This window comes from Dehalobacter restrictus DSM 9455 (assembly GCF_000512895.1).
Taxonomy (GTDB): domain Bacteria; phylum Bacillota; class Desulfitobacteriia; order Desulfitobacteriales; family Syntrophobotulaceae; genus Dehalobacter; species Dehalobacter restrictus.
Map to the genome: position 1 here is coordinate 1382507 of NZ_CP007033.1, position 20828 is coordinate 1403334.

The 20828-nt window shown below is 44.4% G+C and carries 23 protein-coding genes; 18 read left to right on the forward strand and 5 right to left on the reverse strand.

Features of this window, described 5'->3' with window-relative positions; genetic code table 11:
* Positions 1 to 58: 58 nt before the first annotated feature.
* Entirely contained in the window at positions 59 to 1213 is a 1155-nt protein-coding gene (locus tag DEHRE_RS06725) for an MGDG synthase family glycosyltransferase (protein WP_038603204.1), read from the reverse strand.
* 321 nt (positions 1214 to 1534) lie between these two features.
* On the opposite strand from DEHRE_RS06725, the gene DEHRE_RS06730 reads away from it, so the two are divergent.
* The 3 genes from DEHRE_RS06730 (at position 1535) to DEHRE_RS06740 (ending at position 4946) form a co-directional block, all read left to right on the forward strand.
* On the forward strand, positions 1535 to 2122 hold the full coding sequence (locus DEHRE_RS06730; RefSeq protein WP_242837061.1) for a hypothetical protein: 588 nt from the start codon (positions 1535 to 1537) through the stop codon (positions 2120 to 2122).
* Between the two features lie 138 nt (positions 2123 to 2260).
* Positions 2261 to 3181, forward strand: coding sequence for an ADP-ribosylglycohydrolase family protein (locus DEHRE_RS06735; RefSeq protein WP_025205577.1), 921 nt, complete (start codon positions 2261 to 2263; stop codon positions 3179 to 3181).
* A gap of 61 nt (positions 3182 to 3242) precedes the next feature.
* Positions 3243 to 4946, forward strand: a complete 1704-nt coding sequence (locus DEHRE_RS06740) for a glutamine--tRNA ligase/YqeY domain fusion protein (protein WP_051408097.1) — start codon at positions 3243 to 3245, stop codon at positions 4944 to 4946.
* Between the two features lie 115 nt (positions 4947 to 5061).
* Here DEHRE_RS06740 and DEHRE_RS06745 read toward each other — a convergent pair whose 3' ends face one another.
* Together DEHRE_RS06745 and DEHRE_RS06750 are read right to left on the reverse strand one after the other, a co-directional pair.
* Positions 5062 to 5268: an alpha/beta-type small acid-soluble spore protein gene (locus DEHRE_RS06745; protein ID WP_019225516.1), complete on the reverse strand. Its 207-nt coding sequence runs from the start codon at positions 5266 to 5268 to the stop codon at positions 5062 to 5064.
* Positions 5269 to 5416: 148 nt separating this feature from the next.
* The gene (locus DEHRE_RS06750; protein WP_025205581.1) at positions 5417 to 5755 is read right to left on the reverse strand and encodes a P-II family nitrogen regulator; all 339 of its coding nucleotides are present in this window, start codon (positions 5753 to 5755) and stop codon (positions 5417 to 5419) included.
* A gap of 264 nt (positions 5756 to 6019) precedes the next feature.
* Between DEHRE_RS06750 and DEHRE_RS06755 the strand changes: the two genes are divergently transcribed.
* From DEHRE_RS06755 to DEHRE_RS06795, 10 genes are all read left to right on the forward strand, one after another.
* Positions 6020 to 7213 (forward strand): amidohydrolase, encoded by a 1194-nt coding sequence (locus DEHRE_RS06755; protein ID WP_025205583.1) that lies wholly within the window; start codon positions 6020 to 6022, stop codon positions 7211 to 7213.
* A 5-nt stretch (positions 7214 to 7218) separates the two neighbouring features.
* Positions 7219 to 7782 carry a CPBP family intramembrane glutamic endopeptidase gene (locus DEHRE_RS06760; RefSeq protein WP_025205591.1) on the forward strand — a complete coding sequence of 188 codons (564 nt, stop codon included), beginning with the start codon at positions 7219 to 7221 and terminating at the stop codon, positions 7780 to 7782.
* 78 nt (positions 7783 to 7860) lie between these two features.
* Entirely contained in the window at positions 7861 to 8187 is a 327-nt protein-coding gene (locus DEHRE_RS15240; protein WP_242837062.1) for a chromate transporter, read from the forward strand.
* A 17-nt stretch (positions 8188 to 8204) separates the two neighbouring features.
* Entirely contained in the window at positions 8205 to 8399 is a 195-nt protein-coding gene (locus DEHRE_RS15245) for a hypothetical protein (RefSeq protein ID WP_242837063.1), read from the forward strand.
* A 45-nt stretch (positions 8400 to 8444) separates the two neighbouring features.
* Positions 8445 to 9002 carry a chromate transporter gene (locus tag DEHRE_RS06770; RefSeq protein ID WP_025205593.1) on the forward strand — a complete coding sequence of 186 codons (558 nt, stop codon included), beginning with the start codon at positions 8445 to 8447 and terminating at the stop codon, positions 9000 to 9002.
* Positions 9003 to 9094: 92 nt separating this feature from the next.
* The gene (locus DEHRE_RS06775) at positions 9095 to 9604 is read left to right on the forward strand and encodes an RNA polymerase sigma factor (protein WP_019225511.1); all 510 of its coding nucleotides are present in this window, start codon (positions 9095 to 9097) and stop codon (positions 9602 to 9604) included.
* Entirely contained in the window at positions 9604 to 10959 is a 1356-nt protein-coding gene (locus tag DEHRE_RS06780; protein ID WP_025205595.1) for a DUF4349 domain-containing protein, read from the forward strand. The genes DEHRE_RS06775 and DEHRE_RS06780 overlap by 1 nt, the downstream gene beginning before the upstream one ends.
* A 242-nt stretch (positions 10960 to 11201) precedes the next feature.
* Complete coding sequence (locus DEHRE_RS06785; RefSeq protein ID WP_025205597.1) at positions 11202 to 11516, forward strand: hypothetical protein; 315 nt, start codon at positions 11202 to 11204, stop codon at positions 11514 to 11516.
* 13 nt (positions 11517 to 11529) lie between these two features.
* A complete protein-coding gene (locus DEHRE_RS06790) occupies positions 11530 to 12870 on the forward strand; it encodes a reductive dehalogenase (protein WP_025205599.1) in 1341 nt (446 codons plus the stop codon).
* A 318-nt stretch (positions 12871 to 13188) separates the two neighbouring features.
* A complete protein-coding gene (locus DEHRE_RS06795) occupies positions 13189 to 13896 on the forward strand; it encodes a Crp/Fnr family transcriptional regulator (RefSeq protein WP_025205601.1) in 708 nt (235 codons plus the stop codon).
* Positions 13897 to 14018: 122 nt separating this feature from the next.
* Here DEHRE_RS06795 and DEHRE_RS06800 read toward each other — a convergent pair whose 3' ends face one another.
* A complete protein-coding gene (locus DEHRE_RS06800; protein ID WP_015042620.1) occupies positions 14019 to 14285 on the reverse strand; it encodes an SHOCT domain-containing protein in 267 nt (88 codons plus the stop codon).
* 421 nt (positions 14286 to 14706) lie between these two features.
* Here DEHRE_RS06800 and DEHRE_RS06805 point away from each other — a divergent pair, with 421 nt between their 5' ends.
* The 5 genes from DEHRE_RS06805 (at position 14707) to DEHRE_RS06825 (ending at position 20213) form a co-directional block, all read left to right on the forward strand.
* A complete protein-coding gene (locus DEHRE_RS06805) occupies positions 14707 to 15651 on the forward strand; it encodes a diacylglycerol/lipid kinase family protein (RefSeq protein WP_015042621.1) in 945 nt (314 codons plus the stop codon).
* 164 nt (positions 15652 to 15815) lie between these two features.
* Entirely contained in the window at positions 15816 to 16805 is a 990-nt protein-coding gene (locus tag DEHRE_RS06810; RefSeq protein ID WP_015042622.1) for a DnaJ C-terminal domain-containing protein, read from the forward strand.
* Positions 16806 to 17021: 216 nt separating this feature from the next.
* Positions 17022 to 19607, forward strand: a complete 2586-nt coding sequence (clpB, locus tag DEHRE_RS06815) for an ATP-dependent chaperone ClpB (protein WP_015042623.1) — start codon at positions 17022 to 17024, stop codon at positions 19605 to 19607.
* Positions 19608 to 19786: 179 nt separating this feature from the next.
* A complete protein-coding gene (locus tag DEHRE_RS06820; protein ID WP_015042625.1) occupies positions 19787 to 19996 on the forward strand; it encodes a hypothetical protein in 210 nt (69 codons plus the stop codon).
* A 19-nt stretch (positions 19997 to 20015) separates the two neighbouring features.
* On the forward strand, positions 20016 to 20213 hold the full coding sequence (locus DEHRE_RS06825; protein ID WP_015042626.1) for a spore coat protein: 198 nt from the start codon (positions 20016 to 20018) through the stop codon (positions 20211 to 20213).
* A gap of 106 nt (positions 20214 to 20319) precedes the next feature.
* Here DEHRE_RS06825 and ribH read toward each other — a convergent pair whose 3' ends face one another.
* On the reverse strand, positions 20320 to 20784 hold the full coding sequence (gene ribH / locus DEHRE_RS06830) for a 6,7-dimethyl-8-ribityllumazine synthase (RefSeq protein ID WP_015042627.1): 465 nt from the start codon (positions 20782 to 20784) through the stop codon (positions 20320 to 20322).
* Positions 20785 to 20828: the final 44 nt, after the last annotated feature.

Consider the following 20828-nt stretch of genomic DNA (forward strand, 5'->3'; position numbering starts at 1 on the left):
CAGATTCACTTCCTTAAGTTGACTTTAAGTTTTATCCGAATCCTTGAGGTCCGCGAAATCAGCTCGGGACTTGGGAAATATTGACCGTTTCTTTGTAGATCGGGGGCTTTACGGATTGACCTAGGGCTAGTTCCAAAATCTTTTCCCAGGCATGGCACTCTATTTTCGATAAGTAGCTGTCAACGCGGTTTTGCCAAAGTATTTGTTCGTTTTGATCTTTAAAAAAGGCGTCTAACTGTTTGGCGACCGGATAATTCAAATCTAAATCATAGATTAACTTTTTCTCGCTGAGATAATTCTTATTGATTTGTTCCTGTCCCGGAAGTGCGGAATGGACAAAAATCGGCAATTTTTTATGAAGGGTCTCACTGATGGTTACGCCACCGGGTTTGGTAATAATGGCATCGGCCTCGTCATACAGTGAGTTGAGGGTTTCCCTGGATGAAATATAGGACAGGGGCTTTAAGTTAGGAAGTTTCAGGGAGCGAATATCTTTATACAATTTCTTGTTTTTGCCGCATAGCAGGGAAAAAGTGTAGGATTTTTCTTTTTTACCCGGCAGGCTGTAAAGCAAATGCTCGATATCACCGAGACCGCCGCTTCCGCCGGAAATCAGAATATGGTAAGGAAGCGTTGACTCGGAGGCTGTCCGAGGTAGGAAGCACTCATCAACAGGAATACCCGTCACAAATATTTTAGACGGATCAATATTATTCTGGGAGATTAATTGCGCCTTAATATTTTGATCAGGGACAAAATGGTAGTCTATGTATTCTGTTCCCCAAAGCTTATTAACAAAGAAATCAGTGTAAACATTGATTACGGGCGCAGTTGCGATACCGGAATTTTTAAGCCTGTCGATTAAGAAGGAAGGGAAAGCCTGGGTACATACGATCAAATCAGGCTGTTCCTCTTGCAGCAGGCTATTCATTTTGTCAAGAAATTTATATTCATACCAGTTAAAGTGCTTGGTTGATTTGGTAGGGTACACAAAGTTTCGGTAAATCCAGACGAAGGTTTGGGGAGAATGGTCGATCCAGGTCAGGTAAGTTAACCGAAATGCTTTCTCCAGCCGTTTGTCCGCATAACTGAAGAAATCTATCTTTGAGCATTCAAGATTACTGATTCGGTTTCCTAAGGAACGAATCATTGCATCGGCTACGGTATGATGACCCGTAGGGATTTGAAGGAACGGAAGAAAAAGTATCCGCATCATAACTTCCCCTTTCCAGCAACCTATTATTGTCTAAAGATCATTGAAGGTAGCTATACATTTATAATTTTACTTTTTTACAGTGGCTTTTGTAAACCTAGTTTTTCCATTTATTTTATATATATTCTTAAACAGAGCGAAGCTAGTACCTAGTCAATCCTAAAATTATAAAGATATAGGGTTGACATGGTACCGGCCTGTGTAAAATAAAACATATCAACGAAAAGACAATAATATATTAAAATGAAAAAATTGCATTCTGCATTTCGTTTAGATTTCTGTGAACCTGCAAATAATGATTTTGTTTAACGATAGCTGGGAGTGTGCAAATTGTCAAAGAAAAAAAACAAACTAATCAGTTATTCCAATATGATTGCCACTGTTGGGACAGCCATACTTGCTGTGACGGCACTGATCACCGTCTATATCACCGTATCTGCCTGGAACGAGGAGAGAGAAGCCAACCGTCCGTACTTTACGTTCAAGGATTCTCCCGAAGTGGTATTGAGAGAGTCACCTGAATTTGAGATGGTTTTTACCAATGTCGGCGAGCATCCGGCTGTTAGTCTTTGGAGCAAGTCTATAGTTTTTCAGGCCGGCTTAAAGGAAAAACCGGTCACAATTGACGAATATGCGCTCGTCAATGATATTCCCAAAAATGCTTCGGCCACCTTACTGATTAGTCTCGAAGGCATCAACAAACAAAAGACATTAAAAGATGTGCTTCCGTATTTCTTCGTAATTGTTTTGAGATATGAAGACCCGATCATCAATGAAAGCTTTGAACAAACGCTGTATATCAAATGGAATGGTATGAAAGGTGGGGAAATCCTCACAACCAACCATGCGGAAGAAGCCGAGAAGGAACAGATTATTCAGTATTTTAAGCAAAACAAAATCAATTTGTAAAAAGTACAAATGCAAATTATTTGGATGCGAAGTCATCTTAAAATCTGATAGTTGTTTTTAGAATAAAAGTGTATGATAACGGTATAGCCATTAATGGTTCAAACCAAGAAACTATGCGATGATGTATAAGGGGAAAAAATGGAAGATCTCATTTCCAGAGCAAGGGGGGCAATGCTCGGGGTGGCAGCTGGGGATGCACTTGGGGCAACCCTTGAATTTATGAACCGCGAAGAAATTGTTCATACCTATGGCCGACACCGGGATATGACCGGTGGGGGATTCTGGAAATTGGCACCCGGAGAAATTACCGATGATACAGAAATGACCCTTGCAGCGGCCAACGGGATTCTTGAAGACCCTGCAGACCCGGTAAAGCACGTCGCCCGTCATTTTCGGGAATGGTCCCGGCAAGAGCCCAAATGCATCGGAAATATCTGCCGGATGGTTCTGCAGGAAGGAATCCGGACAGAAGCGGATAACGAACAGGAATGGCTGCAAATCGCTGAGAATGCCCATCGACTCAGCGGCGGGAGAAGCGGCGGCAATGGTTCGCTGATGAGAACGGTCCCGGTGGTCATTGCCTATCACAATAACCTGGCGAAAATGACGGATCTGGCGGCAAGATTATCGGCTCTGACCCACTATGATCCACTGGCTGGAGCATGTGTGGTTTTTTACTGTAAAATTGTCAGGGAATTGCTTTTAGGCGGAGAACTCCGCATCGTGCTGGAAAAGGCCCAGGCGGATGCTCCGTTTGCCCTGCAAATGAACTTAAGTGCTGATCAAATGAAAACAAGCGGTTACGTTGTCCATACATTGGAAACTGCTTTAAACTGTGTCTTTCAGACCAATTCGCTGGAAGAAGCGCTGGTGATGGCCGTAAACCTCGGAGGAGACGCGGATACGATCGGCGCAGTAACCGGCGGGATGGCCGGAGCCTGCTATGGCATAGAGAACATACCTTCCAGGTGGCTGGAGAAGCTCTCGCGAAGAGATGAACTCTTAGCGCTGACGGACAGGCTGCTTGCTATTGGCAGGGGGACGAAAATAGGTATTTGATATTTTTTAGAAATCTACTATACTAAGATAATATAAGTGTTTTTCGTAGGGGGGTACTGCTATTAATACATCAAATACATCGAATTCTTCTTATTCATCGTCCAATTTCATTCATAACATTATTCGGGAAGATTTAAAGCTGAATAAAAACAACGGCAGGGTACATACACGTTTTCCGCCTGAACCTAACGGCTATCTTCATATTGGACACGCCAAATCCATCTGTTTGAATTTTGGCACCGCGCTGGAATTTAACGGATGCTGCAATCTTAGGTTTGACGACACCAACCCGAGCAAAGAGGAAACTGAGTTTGTCGAGTCGATTCAGGAAGATGTCCAATGGCTGGGGTTTTCCTGGAAGGACAGGATGTACTATGCTTCCGATTACTTTGAAAAGCTATACGCGTTTGCCGTAGAGCTGATTGAAAAAGGCAAGGCTTTTGTCTGTGATTTGTCGGCAGAGGAAATACGGGAATACCGTGGGACGCTGACCCAGCCTGGAACGAACAGCCCTTACCGGGGCCGTTCCGCCGAAGAAAGTCTTGACTTGTTCCAAAGAATGAGAGCCGGAGAATTCCCGAACGGCACGAAAGTGCTCAGAGCAAAAATTGATATGAGTTCTCCGAATTTAAATATGCGCGATCCAGTGATTTACCGCATCATGCATGCGTCGCATCATCGGACCGGAGACACCTGGTGTATTTACCCGATGTATGACTTTGCTCATCCTTTATCGGATGCGCTTGAACATATTACCCATTCGATCTGCACGATGGAGTTTGAAGACCACCGGCCGCTCTATGACTGGCTGACAGAACAGCTGATTGAAGAGGACAGGCCCCGGCAATATGAGTTTGCACGTCTGGATCTGACGAATACAGTCATGAGCAAAAGAAAGCTTCGTCAGCTGGTTGAAGGCGGCTATGTTCAGGGATGGGATGATCCCCGGATGCCGACGATCTCCGGTTTAAGGCGCAGAGGCTATACGCCGGAAGCGATCAGAGATTTCTGCGATCGTATCGGGGTAGCTAAAGCCAACAGCATTGTCGATGTTGCTTTACTGGAACATTGCCTGCGTGAAGATCTGAATTCCAAAGCCAAGAGGGTCATGGCTGTTTTGGATCCAATCAAGGTTGTCCTGATCAATTATCCGGAAGACCAGGATGAATTCCTGGAAGCAGAGAACAGTCCGGAGCATCCGGAGGCAGGAATCAGATTGATCCCGTTTTCGCGAACCATTTATATTGAACGCGAGGACTTTATGGAAGAGCCGCCCAAAAAATTTTTCCGTCTTTCCCCCGGTAATGAAGTCCGGCTAAAACATGCCTATATTATTCAATGTGAAAGAGTCCTGAAAGATGAAGATGGCCAGATTATAGAAATCCATTGTACGTATGATCCGGACACCAAAAGCGGCGGATCGGCAAGCTCGAGAAAAGTAAAAGGGACGCTTCACTGGGTTTCGGCGGCCCATGCCGAAGATGCCGAGATACGTTTGTATGATTATCTGATCAGGGATGATCAGTATACGGAGGATGATTCTGCAGAGAGCGACGACTTCCTTGCCAGAATTAATCCGGACTCCCTGCAGATTCTAAAAAGATGCAAAATTGAACCGGGTTTGAAAGAAGCTGATCCCGGCAGCAAATATCAATTTTTAAGACAGGGTTATTTCTGTGCGGACTTGAAAGACCATTCCAGTGATCATCCGGTCTTTAACCAGATCGTCGGACTGCGGGACAGCTGGGCAAAGATGAATAAATAATCTTGGAAATAATCTTGGAAACATGGTGAGAATTTTTTGTTTTTATGAAAGTAAAGAAGCATTCCGATTAAGGAATGCTTCTTGTACGTTGCTTCTAAAAGTGAACAAAGAGAAGTTAGATTCTCTGTCCGTTTTTCAACTGCTGCTCAGCAAATTGTATCATGCGTTTGGTCATATTACCGCCGACAGTTCCGTTTTCACGGGAAGTGCGGTCTGCACCCAGCGTAACGTTCATTTCATTAGCGATCTCGTATTTCAGTTGATCCAATCCTTTTCCTACGCCCTGGACGGCAGGCGTGTTTGAATTTCTTTCACCAGCCATGTCATTTTCCTCCTTAAAATATAAGTTTTTTTGTTTGGGAGTCGTTCTTATTATTTGTGAATTTGATTTTCTTAAACCCGGTAATTGTTTGCTTATATTTTAGGAAGTTACATATCTGGAAAAGCTCATTATATAATTTTTTTATATTTTAGACGGCTTTTTCTCCCGATTCTCCTGTTCTGATCCGTACGGCATTCAGCACATCATAGACGAAGATTTTTCCGTCACCGATTTCTCCCGTTCTGGCAGTCTCGGTAATGATTTCGATAACTTTATCCACAGATTCGTCCGGGACAATAATTTCGATTTTGTATTTGGGCAATAGATTGATGGTATAGGCATTTCCACGGTATACTTCTGTTTTTCCCTGCTGCAGTCCGCAGCCGATTACGTTAGTGACCGTCATTCCTTTGATACCAAATTTTCCGAGGGCTTCTTTCACATTTTCCAATTTGGCTGGACGAATAATACACTCAATTTTTTTCATTTTATCCACCTCTTTGATCAATTATTTTTGATAAACAGTATTTGCAAAAAAAATAGTCCCCGGGATTAAATCCCGAGGACATCGTTGTCCGTGTTTACTATTTATCTGAATCTATCGTAGCAGAATGCCGGCATAATGCAAGAAATTTAACCAAAGAATTTTGTATTCATTGCCGATCGGCCAATTAAAGTCCGGCGTTTCAAGGATTATGCACATTTTTGGAGAATTAATGGGTGATACTTATCCGATACAGGAGTTGACGATATGCCGGAAAACGAACGAATCACAGCCATTAGCGGACTTATTGCCGAAAGGAACGAAGAAATCATCAATCTGAGGAGGACCTTTCATCGCTATCCTGAATTATCTTTTCAGGAGTATCATACAGCAGATATGATCTTCGACAGATTGCATGAAGTTCCGGGCATTGAGGTGTCGAGACCGACAGAGACCAGTGTTCTGGCTGCCATTAAAGGAAGTATGCCGGGGAAAATGGTAGCGCTCAGGAGTGATATTGACGCGCTGCCGATCCAGGAAGAAAACGATCTGCCTTACCGGTCCCAAAATATTGGAACCATGCATGCCTGCGGTCATGACGGACATGCGGCCATGCTGGTCGGGGCTGCAAAAGTTCTTGCGGAACTAAGATCCGACATGAAAGGAGAAATCCGCTGCATCTTTCAGCATGCTGAAGAAAAACATCCCGGTGGAGCCAAAGATCTTGTCAAACTTGGTCTCCTGAACGGAGTCGATGCGATTCTTGCTCTTCATCTCTTTACGTCTTTGCCTGCTGGCAAGATCGGCTTAGCCTCGGGCCCTTTAATGGCTGCCCCGGATAACTTTACAATATCGATATGGGGTAAAGGAGGTCATGCCGCGATGCCGGAGGATACCATCGACCCGGTATTAATCAGTGCACAGATCGTTACCGCTCTGCAAAATATCGTATCCCGTCAGACCAGCGCTCTGAAATCCGTAGTCTTGTCTATTACGAATATTCAAGGGGGCTCGGCCTTTAATATCATACCTGAGCGGGTAGACCTGAAAGGAACCGTCAGGACATTTGACAGGGACACCCGTTTGGAAGTTCCGAAACGAATGGAAAATATCATTAAAGGAATCTGTATTGCTTATGGCGCAAAATACACCTTCGATTACGAGCTCGGTTATGATCCTGTTGTTAACAGCAGTTCCGTTGTCGGCAAAGTAACGGAAATACTAAAAGAAGAATTCGGAGCAAAAGCATTGGTTAAAGCCAATCCGGTGATGTGGGGCGAAGACTTTTCCGCTTATCTTCATCGCTTACCCGGAATGCTGATATTCATCGGGGCGGGGAATAAGAAGAAAGGAATCAGCCATCCGCACCATCATCCGTGCTTTAATATTGATGAAGAGGCGCTTAGCATAGGAACCCGGGTTCTGGCATGCTCTGCACTCGGACTGCTGGAAAGGATGTAACGGCGATGGAAATATCTAAAAAGATGCTGGGTTTGAATATCCTGTTATCGCAGGTGATCCTGATTGTTATTGCCCTGGGCCTCTGGGTCATACTGAAATCATTGGACAGAGAAATCGTGCTGGCGGAAATGTTTAAAATGGATAGCTTAAGTAAAGCCATCATTACATTGGCCGTCGGCTCCGCCGTACTGATTGCGCTTCAATTTTTCTTCTTGAAATATCTGCCGAAGGAAAGCCTGTTTGATGAGATTAACCTTATCCTGATGGACAAATTCTCACTGAAAGAGCTATTTCCAATATTTTTCCTCGGTGCTTTCAGTGAGGAATTCCTGTTCAGAGGCATGATTCAGCCAATTTTAGGGTTATGGTTGACGGCTGTTGTCTTTACGCTGATTCACTACAGATATTGGCGCCAGGTGTTTATCCTTGTGGAGGTCTTCTTGATGGGAACCTTTCTCGGAGTTGCCTATGCCGTTTCTTTGACACTCTGGGTTCCCGTGTTATGTCATTTCATCGTCAACATGACAACAGCTTATTGGATGAAAAAGGGCACTTTTGAATTGATTTAAAAGACCAAAAACGTTTGCTATAATTGAATTGGGTTAAAGCATCATGACAAGATAGGAACAGGAATAGAAGGAGAACAAATGGCAACCGATTTGTGGAATTTGTTTATCGTTTTTTTTTGGGCGAGCAACTTGTCCTATGGCGGCGGGCCGGCGATGATTCCGTTGATTCAGGCAGAGACCGTTGATAATCATCACTGGCTGACCAATGCGCAGTTTGCCGATACCATTGCCATGGCAAATGCGCTTCCCGGGCCGCTTGGAACCAAAGTAGCAGCCTATCTCGGCTATCAGGTTGCTTCCTGGCCGGGAGCGATTGTCGCCTTACTGGCAACGATCCTGCCTACAGTACTTGTATTGATTGTCTTAGGCGGTATCTTAAAAAATATGCGAATTCCAGTAATCTAAAGGCCGCACTGACAGGTGTGAGACCCATTGTTACTGCTTTGCTGATCATCGTAGCCTATGAGATGGCTGTCGATGCTTTTCAGATTCAAGTGCCTCTGGATTATACCACTATACTGATCGCGGTCATATCCGCAGCAGCGCTGTATTATTTTAAAATTCATCCGGTATTGCTGATTGCCCTGTCGATGGTCATCGGTTACCTGATCTATTGATTTGCCCGGTTTGAACATTTCAAATTCAGATTTTGGGAGTATGACATGAAAGTGCTTTGGGATTTATTTATTGCTTTTTTTAGAGCCAGCAATTTTAGTTTCGGCGGTGGACCGGCCATGATCCCGATCATCCAGAATGAAACGGTGCACAAGTATCAGTGGCTCACCAGTGAAGATTTTACAAACGTTGTGGCCATATCCAATTCTTTGCCGGCACCGATCGCGACGAAACTGGCCGGAATGATCGGACATAGAGTCAAGGGTTGGAGCGGGGCGCTGGCTGCAATCATTGGCGCTGTTCTGCCAACGGCGCTGATCATGATATTTTTGGGTCACCTGCTGATTAACTATGCTGACTCACCTGCACTGCAGGCTATGCTGAAAGGGGTCAGACCTGTCGTTGTGGTGCTTTTGGCTCAATCGGCACTGCAGATGGGTCAGAGTGCCTTTAAGGATAAAGCGACCTGGGTCCTGGGGATCGCAGCTTTTGCCATGATGCTGATTTGGCCCGGACTGAATCCGGCATTTCTGGTTGTCATTTCCATGATTCTGGGGATATTCATTTTTAAGAAAAAGTTTGAATCAGAAAATATTTCTAAATAAGGAAAATACGAATCAGAAAAACACGGATATTTCCGTCTATACTGTTGCCCGGGTAGAATTCAATGTTTCGGTTTAAGGGGGTGGGTCTGGGTATGAATCAAACCGAGGTATCATTTGATGAAATCTATGAGGAACTATTCCCGTCTGTTTACAGGTTTGTCTGTCTGAGGATTCCTTCATCAGAAATTGAAGATGTTACTTCCGAAGTCATGGCTAAGGTCTGGAGATCACTGGCCGGTTTTGAGGGAAGAAGCTCTTTGAAGTGCTGGGCGTTAAAAATTGCTTCGAATTATATTGCGGATTTTTACCGGGGCAGGAAACAGGTTAATATGATTCCGATTACAGAAGAGATCCAGGATGCAAATAATAGCAGGGATTATGGGGAGGACCTGGGTACTGTCCTTTCTGTAAGCAATACCCTTTCTCAGTTGACAGAACATCAAATAGCTGTGATTCAATTACGGCTGATCGATGGATTCAGCGCATCCGAAACGGCGACAATTCTCGGTACCACGCAACAGGCGGTAGACAGCCTGCTCTACAGGGCCAAAAAAAGTTTCCGGACAGCCTATCAGGCGGAAGTGGCTGGAGGTGAATGCTGATGTCTGAAGATAAAATAAAAGCCATGTGGGAAGAAGATGGTGATCTCATGCGTCTTAAGAAATTTTTCGGTTATGTCTATCAGGACGATGGTCTTAAGGAGCGGATCAAAGATAAAACCCGAGGAAAAATTTTGGATTCTGTTAAAAATCAGCCGCTGGAAAACATGACGTTCGTGGCTGCTGAAACAAGCACGGGAATCAACAATGAAACCAATAAGGAAGCCAGCACCGAAAAGAGTACTCCGGTTCAGCAAGCAGCTTTAAAGGCGAACAGATTTGGAACGTTGGTAGCCCGGATAAGAAACAAACTTCTCTATGGCAATAAAAAAGCGTTTGTGTTGATCGGCTGTGTCGCTGTTATCGTTCTGGCCGTTGGTCTTGGCTTGAATGGAATCCTGATGGATGATGGTTGGCATGAACAGGTTAATTGGCAGCAAGCATCTTCATTGAATGCCGCAAAGGACATGGTTGACGAACCTGCAGCGAGCCCTGATGCTGGTGTTGCGGTTGAATCTGGAGGAGGAGTAGCTGACTCCCGTAACACGCTTTCTCCCTCGTTTGCAGGATCTGCTGCTCAGAAAAAAAGTTCGGAGAATTCGGTTCCGGGTGGATCTGCAGCCTACGATTTTTCCCGGCAGAAGATCATCTATTCGCTCGATGTTTTTATGAAGGCAGATGATGTCGCCGCTGCGGCAAAGGCTATCGAGGAGAAAACCGAGGCCCTTGGCGGATATATCGCCGAATCAACCCGTAGTAATTATGACAACAGCGTGACGGCTTTTCTCTCCTTAAGAATACCGGCCAAACAATTCCAAACGTTTCAAGACAGTATTCCCCACTTCGGCACCATCGTCAATCAACACCAGTATACCGAAGATGTATCCACGGCTTATTTTGACACCGAAACTCGTTTGAGATCTTGGGAGGCTCAGGAACAACGGTACTTGGAAATTCTCGAAAAGGCGAATTCCGTCGAGGACATTCTGAAAATTGAAAATTCCCTGGTTACAGTCCGTCAAGAGATCGAAAGTCTGAAAGGGCAGCTCAAATACTATGACAACCGGGTGGAATACTCAACGGTTACCATCAATATTGAGCAAGCCCAGAGTAACTTGACGGTTAAGGATCCCTGGCAGCCCATATCGCTGAATAATACCTTGATTGCCGTAAAGAATGCTTTGATCAAGACCATAAGCTTCCTCTGGAATGCGCTCAACTATGTGCTGGTCTTCATCGGCTATGCGCTGCCGGTATTGGCGGTTCTGCTGCTGATCTGGCTGGTCTGCCGGATCATTAGAAAACGCAGGATGCTTTCGGAGAAAAGTTTTAGACGAAATAAGGAAGATGAAGAATAAAACCTTATATTTATAACGAAACGATTGATGAAAAAGCTGGGATGTCGTTGTACGACGCTACATCCCAGCTTATTTTTTATCAATTTATTTTAAATAAAAAAGCAGAGAAATTCCTGGAATTAGAAAAATAATCACTAATTAGTAGCTACTAAGAGATATTACGTATTACAGATATATAATGCGAGTGACTTGAGTTTATTTTATAGACTCGATGTGAAAAAGTATGGAAAGGGGGTGTTAACGTGTTGAATGTAGTTCTCATTTTTGTTGTTGGAATGCTCTTTTTAGCAGGTATTTTAGCCCTGAGACCTTACGCAAACAAGACGGACAAAAAGAAAACTGTGCTTAATTGGTTTCTGTATTTGGTATGGTTTCTGATTACTTGTATCGGGCTATCTTTCATTGTGCTTAATGCTCAGATTGGTCATGTCAAAGCTACGAGTACCGGAATCTTTCTCTTTTTTGGGCTATCTATCGTCATCGGAATCGTATTAGCAAGATTAGTGGGATTGATAGGTCTAGGTAAGAAACAGAAAAGTTCTAATTTGACGAGTTAAGAGGTGAAAAGTAATGTCGAAATTTCTAGAAGAAAAACAGCAGGAACAAGGATTCCAGATGAACCGACGTAAATTTTTAAAGGCAGGGGCTGCTTCTGCACTGGCAGTAGGGATTGTTGGCGCAATCGGAGTTTTGCCGTCAGAAGCTATGGCAAGCCAGACAGGTTCTCAAAACGGAGCCAAATCCAAGCTGCATCCCAATGTAGATTATGGTGGTGCCACTGTCCGATTCGTTGAGAATAACGATCAATGGCTTGGAACTTCAAAGATCGTCGGTTCTATTAAAAACACCCATGCAGCAGACGCGGGATTCAATTATGCTATTCGTGGTAAACTAACCCCCGAAGCTCGAAAAGAATCCTTCCACTATCACTTTGTTGGTAAGCATCCTTTTAATGCTGCTCTTATGGGATTTGTCGGTGTTATCGCTCCAGACGCAATGTGCGGTGGAAAACCGGCTCCTGAAAAGCTGCCGATTCCTGATCCTGAACAAATGTCCCAGCACATTAAGGATTGCGCGTATTATTTACGCGCTGACGAAGTTGGAATCGGCAAGATGCCCTCTTATGCTTATTATAGTTACAGGTCCCCTTCGCAGGATGATTTGTTTAAGAATGGGGATGATTTGTCTAAGTCAATTCCGGTCACGGAGAGGATGCCTTATGTCATTACGTTTATGGTTGACCAGCATTTGGAAACGATGTTGGGTTCGACCGGATATGATGGTATCAGTGCTGGTCAATCCTTCCGTTCATACCATGCGTCCGGTGTTATTGCTGTCATCTTAGCGAGTTATATTCGTAACCTGGGTTATAATGCCAGGGCAAATCATATTTCCAACTATGAAGCAGTCATGGGTCCCTGCCTGATAGCGTCGGGATTGGGCGAGTTATCCAGAACAGGAGACTGCGTAGCTCATCCCCGTCTGGGATTCCGCCATAAGTGTGCAGCTGTAACCACGGATTTGCCGCTCGTTCCCGATAATCCCATTGATTTCGGCTTGCAGGATTTTTGCCGGGTGTGTAAAAAATGCGCGGATAACTGTCCAGGGGGCGCTATTACATTTGATGATGATCCAGTCGAGCACAACGGATACTTGCGATGGAACACTGACTCTCTAAAATGCACAATATTCCGGTCAACGAACAAAGAAGGTTCTTCCTGCGGCAGGTGTATGAAAGTATGCCCTTGGGACTCAAAAGAACAATCCTGGTTCCATGAAGCAGGTACTTGGATCGGCAGTAAAGGTGAGACCTCATCCAGATTGCTTAAGACAATCGATGATATGTTTGGCTATGGTACGGAACAGATCGAAAAATATAAATGGTGGCTGGAATGGCCCGAGAGGTATTAGCCATCAAACAATAATCGATTCAGTTTTCTCATTAGGTGTATCTTTAAGCGGCCGGGGCTTTATCTTGCCGCTTAAAGATATAAATGTCTATTACTTGCAATCGGTCTTCATCAAAAAATATTGCAGAGATTTAATCGTCATTTGAAAAGAATCTTCCTTCTTTTTTCTAATGACTTTTTTGGTTTCAGCAAATAGCCAAGGGACTAATAATCTATTAAATTTTAGAAGACTAGGCTTAAAACAACAAGAAAACTACCATAACGGGTATAATGAGGGTGACCACAGTATTATATTTTTTTTTAAAAGGTGGGGATAACTTTGGAAAACGGGAAACTATCGGATTGTATAATAAAGATGCCTATTATTCCAACATTTGATCCCATTGAAGAGCTAAACATGTATACTTCTCTTGGAAGCCTGCATACATTTGCAAGAGGAAGCAAGATCGTTTCGCCCGGCATACCTTTTAGCAATGTTATTTTCTTGATTTCGGGACAACTTGACGTGAGTATGGTATCGCGGAATGGTGAGGAAAAGTATCTACTTGAAGTTTTTAAGAACGGTATAGCGGTGGCTTTAAACCAAAATGATGATCATGAATTTCAAATTACTGCAGTAAAAGATTGCACTGTTTGTTTTTTTTCTTTGGATATAATGATTGCAATATTATCGCAGAATACCCGTTTATTTAAAAATTTTATCTTGAATCTTATACAAAAAACGCAATACTTCATGTATCAATCAAGGGACTTATATCAAAGCCGTCCTTCTGCTAGGGTATTCTCTTTTCTATATAACCTCTGTCTGACAAAAGGAAATCGGGTGAATGACTATTATGAGTTAGCGGTTGAGAATGTGTCTCAAAAGACGATTGCCAAAATAACAGGAACCCATCCTGTGACGGTTTGTAAATTATTTACTTATCTTAGTAAAGAAGGCATCATAAAAAAGAATAGAAAAGTCATAAAGGTTTACGATCTCAATAAATTATGTAACCTTATTGCGAATGAGGAATTAACGTATTAAATCACCCGGATAATTAAAAATGCGGCGGGGTAATGTAAAATATCAAGGGATCTGTCCCTTGATATTTTACATTATGATATGCTTTAATAAAACTTTTTATATCTTTTGATTTGTGTAAAATTTTATCTCCCTAACTCGCTTTTTCGGGTATTGTATTCTTCCAGATCGATTTCCCCTTTGGCATATCGTTCGCGCAAGATGGCCATAGCGTGGTCTTCCGGTTTACCGGAGGTGTTCTGTCTGTCCAGATAATTTCTAATCAGCCTGACTGCAAGAAAAATAATTCCCAGCCAGAAAAGCAATTGGATGATCATGACTGCAAATCCCATCCAGGAATAATTGCCTCCCATCATCCAGTCTCCACCTGGTCCATACCAGCCTCGCATCATTTTTAGTTACCTCCTTTTATATTCTCTTGGATTTTCTAGGCCATTAAAAAAGTAAATCCTAGTTTTGAAAACTATTTTTTTGATTAAACCATTGTCATCAATATCTTGTACCATTTGTACCTGATTTATGATGGTTGCAAATCTGAGGGAAGGAAATCAAATCAATGAAATAGGTAATGAATATGCTGCAGGTTTTTGGCAAGTATAGTGACAGAATGAAAGCCTTGCAGTTTGATCCTAGGAATATTTGTGAAGAAAGTACTGCATGAACGATGGCAGGAAAAAATAATTTTTCGCGTGTAAAGGGGATTTCTAAAAATTAGCGAAACAATATGTTTAAAACTAAACCATGCCAGTGGATGAACAGAGAAAAATGATCGAGAAAATGACCGAGAAAAACTAAGATGATAGGAAGATGAGAATGAGCCAGCAGAAATCGCAGAAATCATGGTTTGCTGTTGTGAATCCCCGGTCAGCAAATGGAAAAACGCAGGGACTTTGGCCAGGGTATTACCAGCAGCTTCAGCAGGCGGGAATACAGGTCGATTATGCGCTGACCTCCCGCTCCGGGGGAGGAACAGAAATAACACGTATGGCTCTGGACGAAGGGTATCGGAGGATGATTGCGGTCGGAGGAGACGGAACTGTCAATGAGGTGCTTAATGGTCTTATTGAGAATGACCGGCTTGTCGCGGACGATATCGAACTGGCTGTTTTTGAACAGGGAACAGGCGGGGATTTTGTAAGGACAATAAAAACAGGCAAAGAAAAAGGTCTGAACGCCTTGATCAGGATGCTGAAGGAGCCCAATATTATTCTTTCTGATCTTGGCCGAGTCGACTTTCTGAATTTTGAAGGGGAAGAACGGACACGTTATTTTCTGAATGCATCCAATGTCGGAGTCGGCGCGGAAGCGGTCCACAGGACCAATTGCCGGAGTAAAGCGATGGGTAGCAAGCTCTCTTATCTGACCAGTACTTTAGAAGCCGTTCTATCGTACAAGAGCGTCTGTGTTTCTCTGAAAATGGACCAGGATACATTCTGGGAAGGGAATATCTGGGGGCTTATGGTCTGCAACGGTCAATATATTGGCGGCGGAATGCGTATTGCGCCTGATGCCCGCCTGGATGATGGTTTGTTCGATCTGGTTGTGATAAAAGAAATGAAGCTGTCCAGACTCTTTTCACGCTTTCCGCTGCTTTATAAAGGGCAACATATCCATCTTCCTGAAGTCCAAGTGTTCCGCTGTAAGGAAATTGAACTGCATATGCCGGATTCCATACTTTTTGAAACCGACGGGGAGATCCCGGGGGTATGTCCGAAGGCATACCGGGTAATCCCTAAGTGCTTGAAACTATGGGTATAAGTTTCCGTTAACGTTAAAACCATACGGATGAATACGCATATAGATGAAGATTCTGCAAGGTCAGCTGAAGACAAATATATGTCTGACCAATATTGACCTTTAAAAGGATTTTGCATATAATACAATTAATGGGTAAGGAAAGCAGTTTTGAGGTGGTGAGGACAGTGGATTTTAAAGATTATTATCAAATCTTAGGCGTTTCTCCGGATGCAGACAATAAGGCCATCAAAAAAGCATACCAGGCACTGGCCAAAAAGTATCATCCTGATTTAAACCAGGGTGATAAAGCCTCAGAAGAGAAATTTAAGGAAATTAATGAAGCCTATCAGGCGATATCCGATCCTGCCAAAAGAAAAAAATATGATGATTTAAGGGCAAACTACCAGCAATGGCAGTCGCACGGCGGCAGAGGGAATTCTTTTGACTGGTCGGCCTGGCAGGAATCACCGGGGAGCAACCGCTATACCCGTACAATGACGCCGGAAGAGTTCGCGGAAACATTTGGGGACAGAGGTTTTGGCTCTAGTGCCGGCAGGGGTATGGGGGGATTTTCTGATTTCTTTTCCTCTATCTTTGGCATGGGAGCAGACTATGCTGATGAGTCCGATGATTATTATTCGAATAGGATCAGAAGACCGCAGGCCGGCAGGGACATTGAAGGTGAAATCAGTATTACGCTTGAAGAAGCCTATCATGGAACCAAACGGATGATTGAAGTCGGCGGCCGGAGAATTGAAGCCACTGTTCCGAAAGGTATTAAGAATAACAATAAAATTAGGCTCAGCGGACAGGGACAAGCAGGAGCGAAAGACGGAAACAAAGGAGACCTTCTGTTAACGGTAAAAATCGTTCCACATCCTGTCTATACCCGGGACGGAGATGATTTGTCCGCCAACATCGAAATCGATTTCTTCAAGGCTGTACTTGGCGGAGAAGCCCGAGTCAAAACATTAGGCGAAGAAATATCCATCAAGATTCCTCCGCGCACCCAAACCGGAAAAAGTTTCCGTCTGAGAGGGAAAGGAATGCCTATTCTCAATAAATCCGGCCATTTTGGCGATTTTTACGCAAAGATTACGCTTGTCCTGCCCGAAGAGATGTCTGAGAAAGAAATTAGTATGCTTCAGGAATTAAGCCAGGAAAGAAACAGCTGATTACTCCAGAGTTAGGTCTGCATGCCGCAATTACCGGCGTCAAGCGGAGCATGGAGTGCGCAGCGCGGCTGTTTGACAGCCACGGATGGACTAATGTTGCGATGCCATGGATGGCAAGGAGCGACTCGCCATGGAGGGCGCAACCTGCCGAAAACGGCTATATATTCCGTTGACCTACCACAAATACCGGTATGTTAACTCAAAGGAGTGATACGCATGGCTTTTGATACCAACCGTTTTACCCAAAAATCCCAGGAGGCAATCATCGCTGCGCAAAACAACGCAGAAAGTAACCATAACAGTCAGGTGGAACCCGAACATCTGCTACTAGCCTTATTGGAACAAAATGAAGGCGTTGTGCCTCAAATCCTGAATAAATTAAATATTTCGCTAGCTAGCGTCAGCGAGAAGACCAAATCCAGCATCGCAAGACTGCCCAGAATGATGGGAGCGGCTTCTCAGTTGAGCATTTCTCCGAGAATGAGAACCGTTTTGGTTAACGCTCATGATCAAATGGAGCCGTTTGGAGATGATTATGTCAGCACGGAACATCTTTTACTGGCCGTTGCTGATCAGGCCGGCGGAGATGCCGGAAAGATCCTGAAAGAAGCCGGAGTTACCCGGGAAGCCCTGTTGAAAGTTCTAAAGGAAATCCGCGGATCTCAGCGGGTTACCGGTCAAAATCCGGAAGGAACCTATGCTGCCCTGGAACAGTACGGCCGAAATCTCGTGACACTGGCCAGAAGAGGAAAACTAGACCCAGTTATCGGCAGGGATGAGGAAATCCGCAGAGTACTGCAGATTCTGTCCCGCCGGACGAAAAACAACCCGGTTTTGATTGGCGAACCAGGCGTAGGAAAGACGGCTATTGTCGAAGGGCTGGCCCAGCGAATCGTGCGCGGTGATGTTCCTGAAGCGATTAAGAATAAAGAAGTAATCTCCCTTGATATGGGCGCACTGATTGCCGGGGCCAAATACCGCGGGGAGTTTGAAGAGCGGCTGAAGGCTGTTTTAAAGGAAGTTGAAAGCCGCGAAAATATTATTTTGTTTATTGATGAACTGCACACCGTCGTCGGGGCAGGAGCTGCCGAAGGCGCAATGGATGCCGGCAATATGCTGAAACCGATGCTGGCCCGCGGGGAGCTCAGGATGGTTGGGGCAACGACCTTGAACGAATACCGCAAGCACATCGAAAAAGATGCGGCGCTGGAAAGACGTTTTCAGACGGTGATCGTTGCACCGCCGACAGTCGAGGATACGATCTCGATCCTGAGGGGCTTGAAAGAACGTTATGAGACGCATCATGGCGTCAGGATTACCGACAGTGCGATCATCGCAGCGAGTATCCTTTCCGACCGCTATATCAGTGAACGGTTCCTGCCGGACAAGGCGATCGACCTGATTGATGAGGCAGCAGCCAGGCTGCGGATGGAAATCACCAGTGAGCCGCAGGAACTCGACGATATCAAACGCAGAGTCATGCAGCTCGAGATTGAAAGGGAAGCTCTGAAAAAAGAAAAAGACAAAGCGAGTCAGGAAAGACTGGCCAATATTGAAAAGGAACTTGGGGACCTGAAGGAAAAAAGAAGTGCCCTAGAGGCCCAGCTTCAGGAAGAACGCGAAAAATTGGGCAATATTCACAAGCTGAAGGAAGATATTGACCGGACGAGGGTGGAGATTGAAAATGCCCAGCAAAAATACGACTACAATAAGGCTGCCGAACTTCAGTACGGCGTACTGCCAAAGCTTGAGAAAGAGCTGGCCGAACTTGAACAGCTCGTATCGGGCCGGGAGAATACGCTGCTGAAGCAGGAAGTCTCAGAAAGCGATATTGCTGAGATCGTTGCCAAATGGACGCATATCCCAGTCTCCAAGCTTCTGGAAAGTGAAGCCGAAAAACTGATTACGATGGAGGAAAACCTGCATCAACGGGTCATCGGTCAGGACAAAGCTGTCCAAGCGGTAGCTGATGCGGTCCGGAGAGCTCGTACCGGTTTGCAGGACCCTAACCGTCCACTGGGTTCATTCCTGTTCCTCGGCCCTACCGGAGTAGGGAAGACAGAGCTGGCCAAAGCCCTGGCAGAATTTCTGTTTGATAATGAACAAGCCCTGATCCGGATTGACATGTCGGAATATATGGAGAAGCATTCCGTGGCCCGGCTGATTGGGGCCCCTCCCGGCTATGTCGGCTATGATGAAGGCGGACAGCTGACGGAAGCAGTCCGCAGAAAACCGTACGCCGTCATTTTACTTGACGAGGTTGAAAAAGCGCATGGTGATGTCTTTAATGTTCTGCTGCAGCTGCTTGATGACGGCAGACTCACAGACGGCCAGGGCAGGATTGTCAATTTCAAGAATACGGTTGTGATCCTAACCAGCAATATTGCCGGACAGGAGATCCGGGAAATGAATGAAAACCACAGCAGTCGGGAATTGATTCGTAAAACCATTGAAGCCGAGTTAAGCCGGTATTTCCGGCCGGAATTTATCAACAGGCTTGATGAGACGATCATCTTTGATCCGTTAAAGAAAGAAGATCTTGTCCGGATTGTGGAAATTCAGCTTGACCTGCTACGGAAACGGCTGAAAGAAAGAGGACTTACCCTGACTTTATCCGATAAGGCTTTGTACATGCTCACCGAGGAAGGTTATGATCCCGTATTCGGGGCCAGACCGCTGAAGAGAGTGATTCAGCAGCGAATCCAGAATCCGCTGGCTAAACAGATTCTGCAGGGCGAATTTCCAGAAGGCACCAAAATCCTCGTGGATTATGACCAGGACTATCAGTTTAAGAAGATTTAACAAAAAAACGATCGAACGAGTCTGAAACATTAATATAAAAAAACAACATGGGTTTTATCTGTTAAACCCATGTTGTTTTTATTATTATGACAGGGAATAATGCATAAATTCAGCTCTTTTTGTATATCCTGAAAATACTTAATTCTAAAATACTTAAGAATTTTGGAAGGTGGGATATCATGCAGCATAGTCAAAGCGAAATCAAGAAAATTCTCGATCAGGGAATGATAACAAGATCTTTAGTTGAAAGCGAAGTATCGATGAGGAAATGTGAAATGTTCAGTGAAATGGCTCACGACAGGGAAGTAAAAGCATTTTTTAAGGATCAGGCAAGCGCACTCGAGGGAGTAACCGGCTTCCTTAAAAGTAAACTTGCTCAAATCATGTAGGAAGGGGATTATTAAGTTTATGAGTAATTTTTCGGATCTAGATATGATGTATGACTACGAAAAAGATGTCTCGGCAGCGGCTTCCGGGTATATGACATTTGCCACCAAAGCCTCGAATGATGAAATCCGGCACCGCTATCTTCAGCTGGCGAATGAAGCAAGCAAAGTCTATGAACGTCTGGGAAAACTTATTGAAAAATCCGGAGGATCGATCTAAGATTATTTGTTAGCAAGTGGAGATCCATGCGTAAAAAAGACGGGTAAGGTTATATAGCGGTATATCCTTCCCGTCTTTTATTTGCCTTGTTTTAAGAATCGATCTACTACGCAAGCTGCTTAAACAGATTCGCGGTTTCAATCGCGGTTACGGCAGCATCAAAACCTTTATTGCCGGATTTCGTGCCTGCCCGTTCAATGGCCTGCTCAATCGTGTCGGTGGTCAGAACGCCGAAGATCACAGGAACGCCTGTTTCCAGACCGACATTAGCGACACCTTTGCTGACTTCGCTGCTGACATAGTCAAAATGCGGCGTAGCCCCCCTGATCACTGCACCAAGGCAGATGACCGCATCAAACCGTTTTTGTTCAGCAATTTTTTTGGCGGCCAGCGGAATTTCAAAAGCACCGGGGACCCAGACGAGCTCGATATTGTCTTCATCAGCGCCATGTCTTTTCAGCGCATCCAAAGCGCCGCCAATAAGTTTATTCGTAATAAACTCATTAAATCTTCCGGCAACAATCGCAAATTTGAGGTTTTCGGCCAACAGTTTTCCTTCAATGGTTTTCAAATGATATCCTTCCTTTCTTTTACAGCCTGTTTGGTCTTATTTCT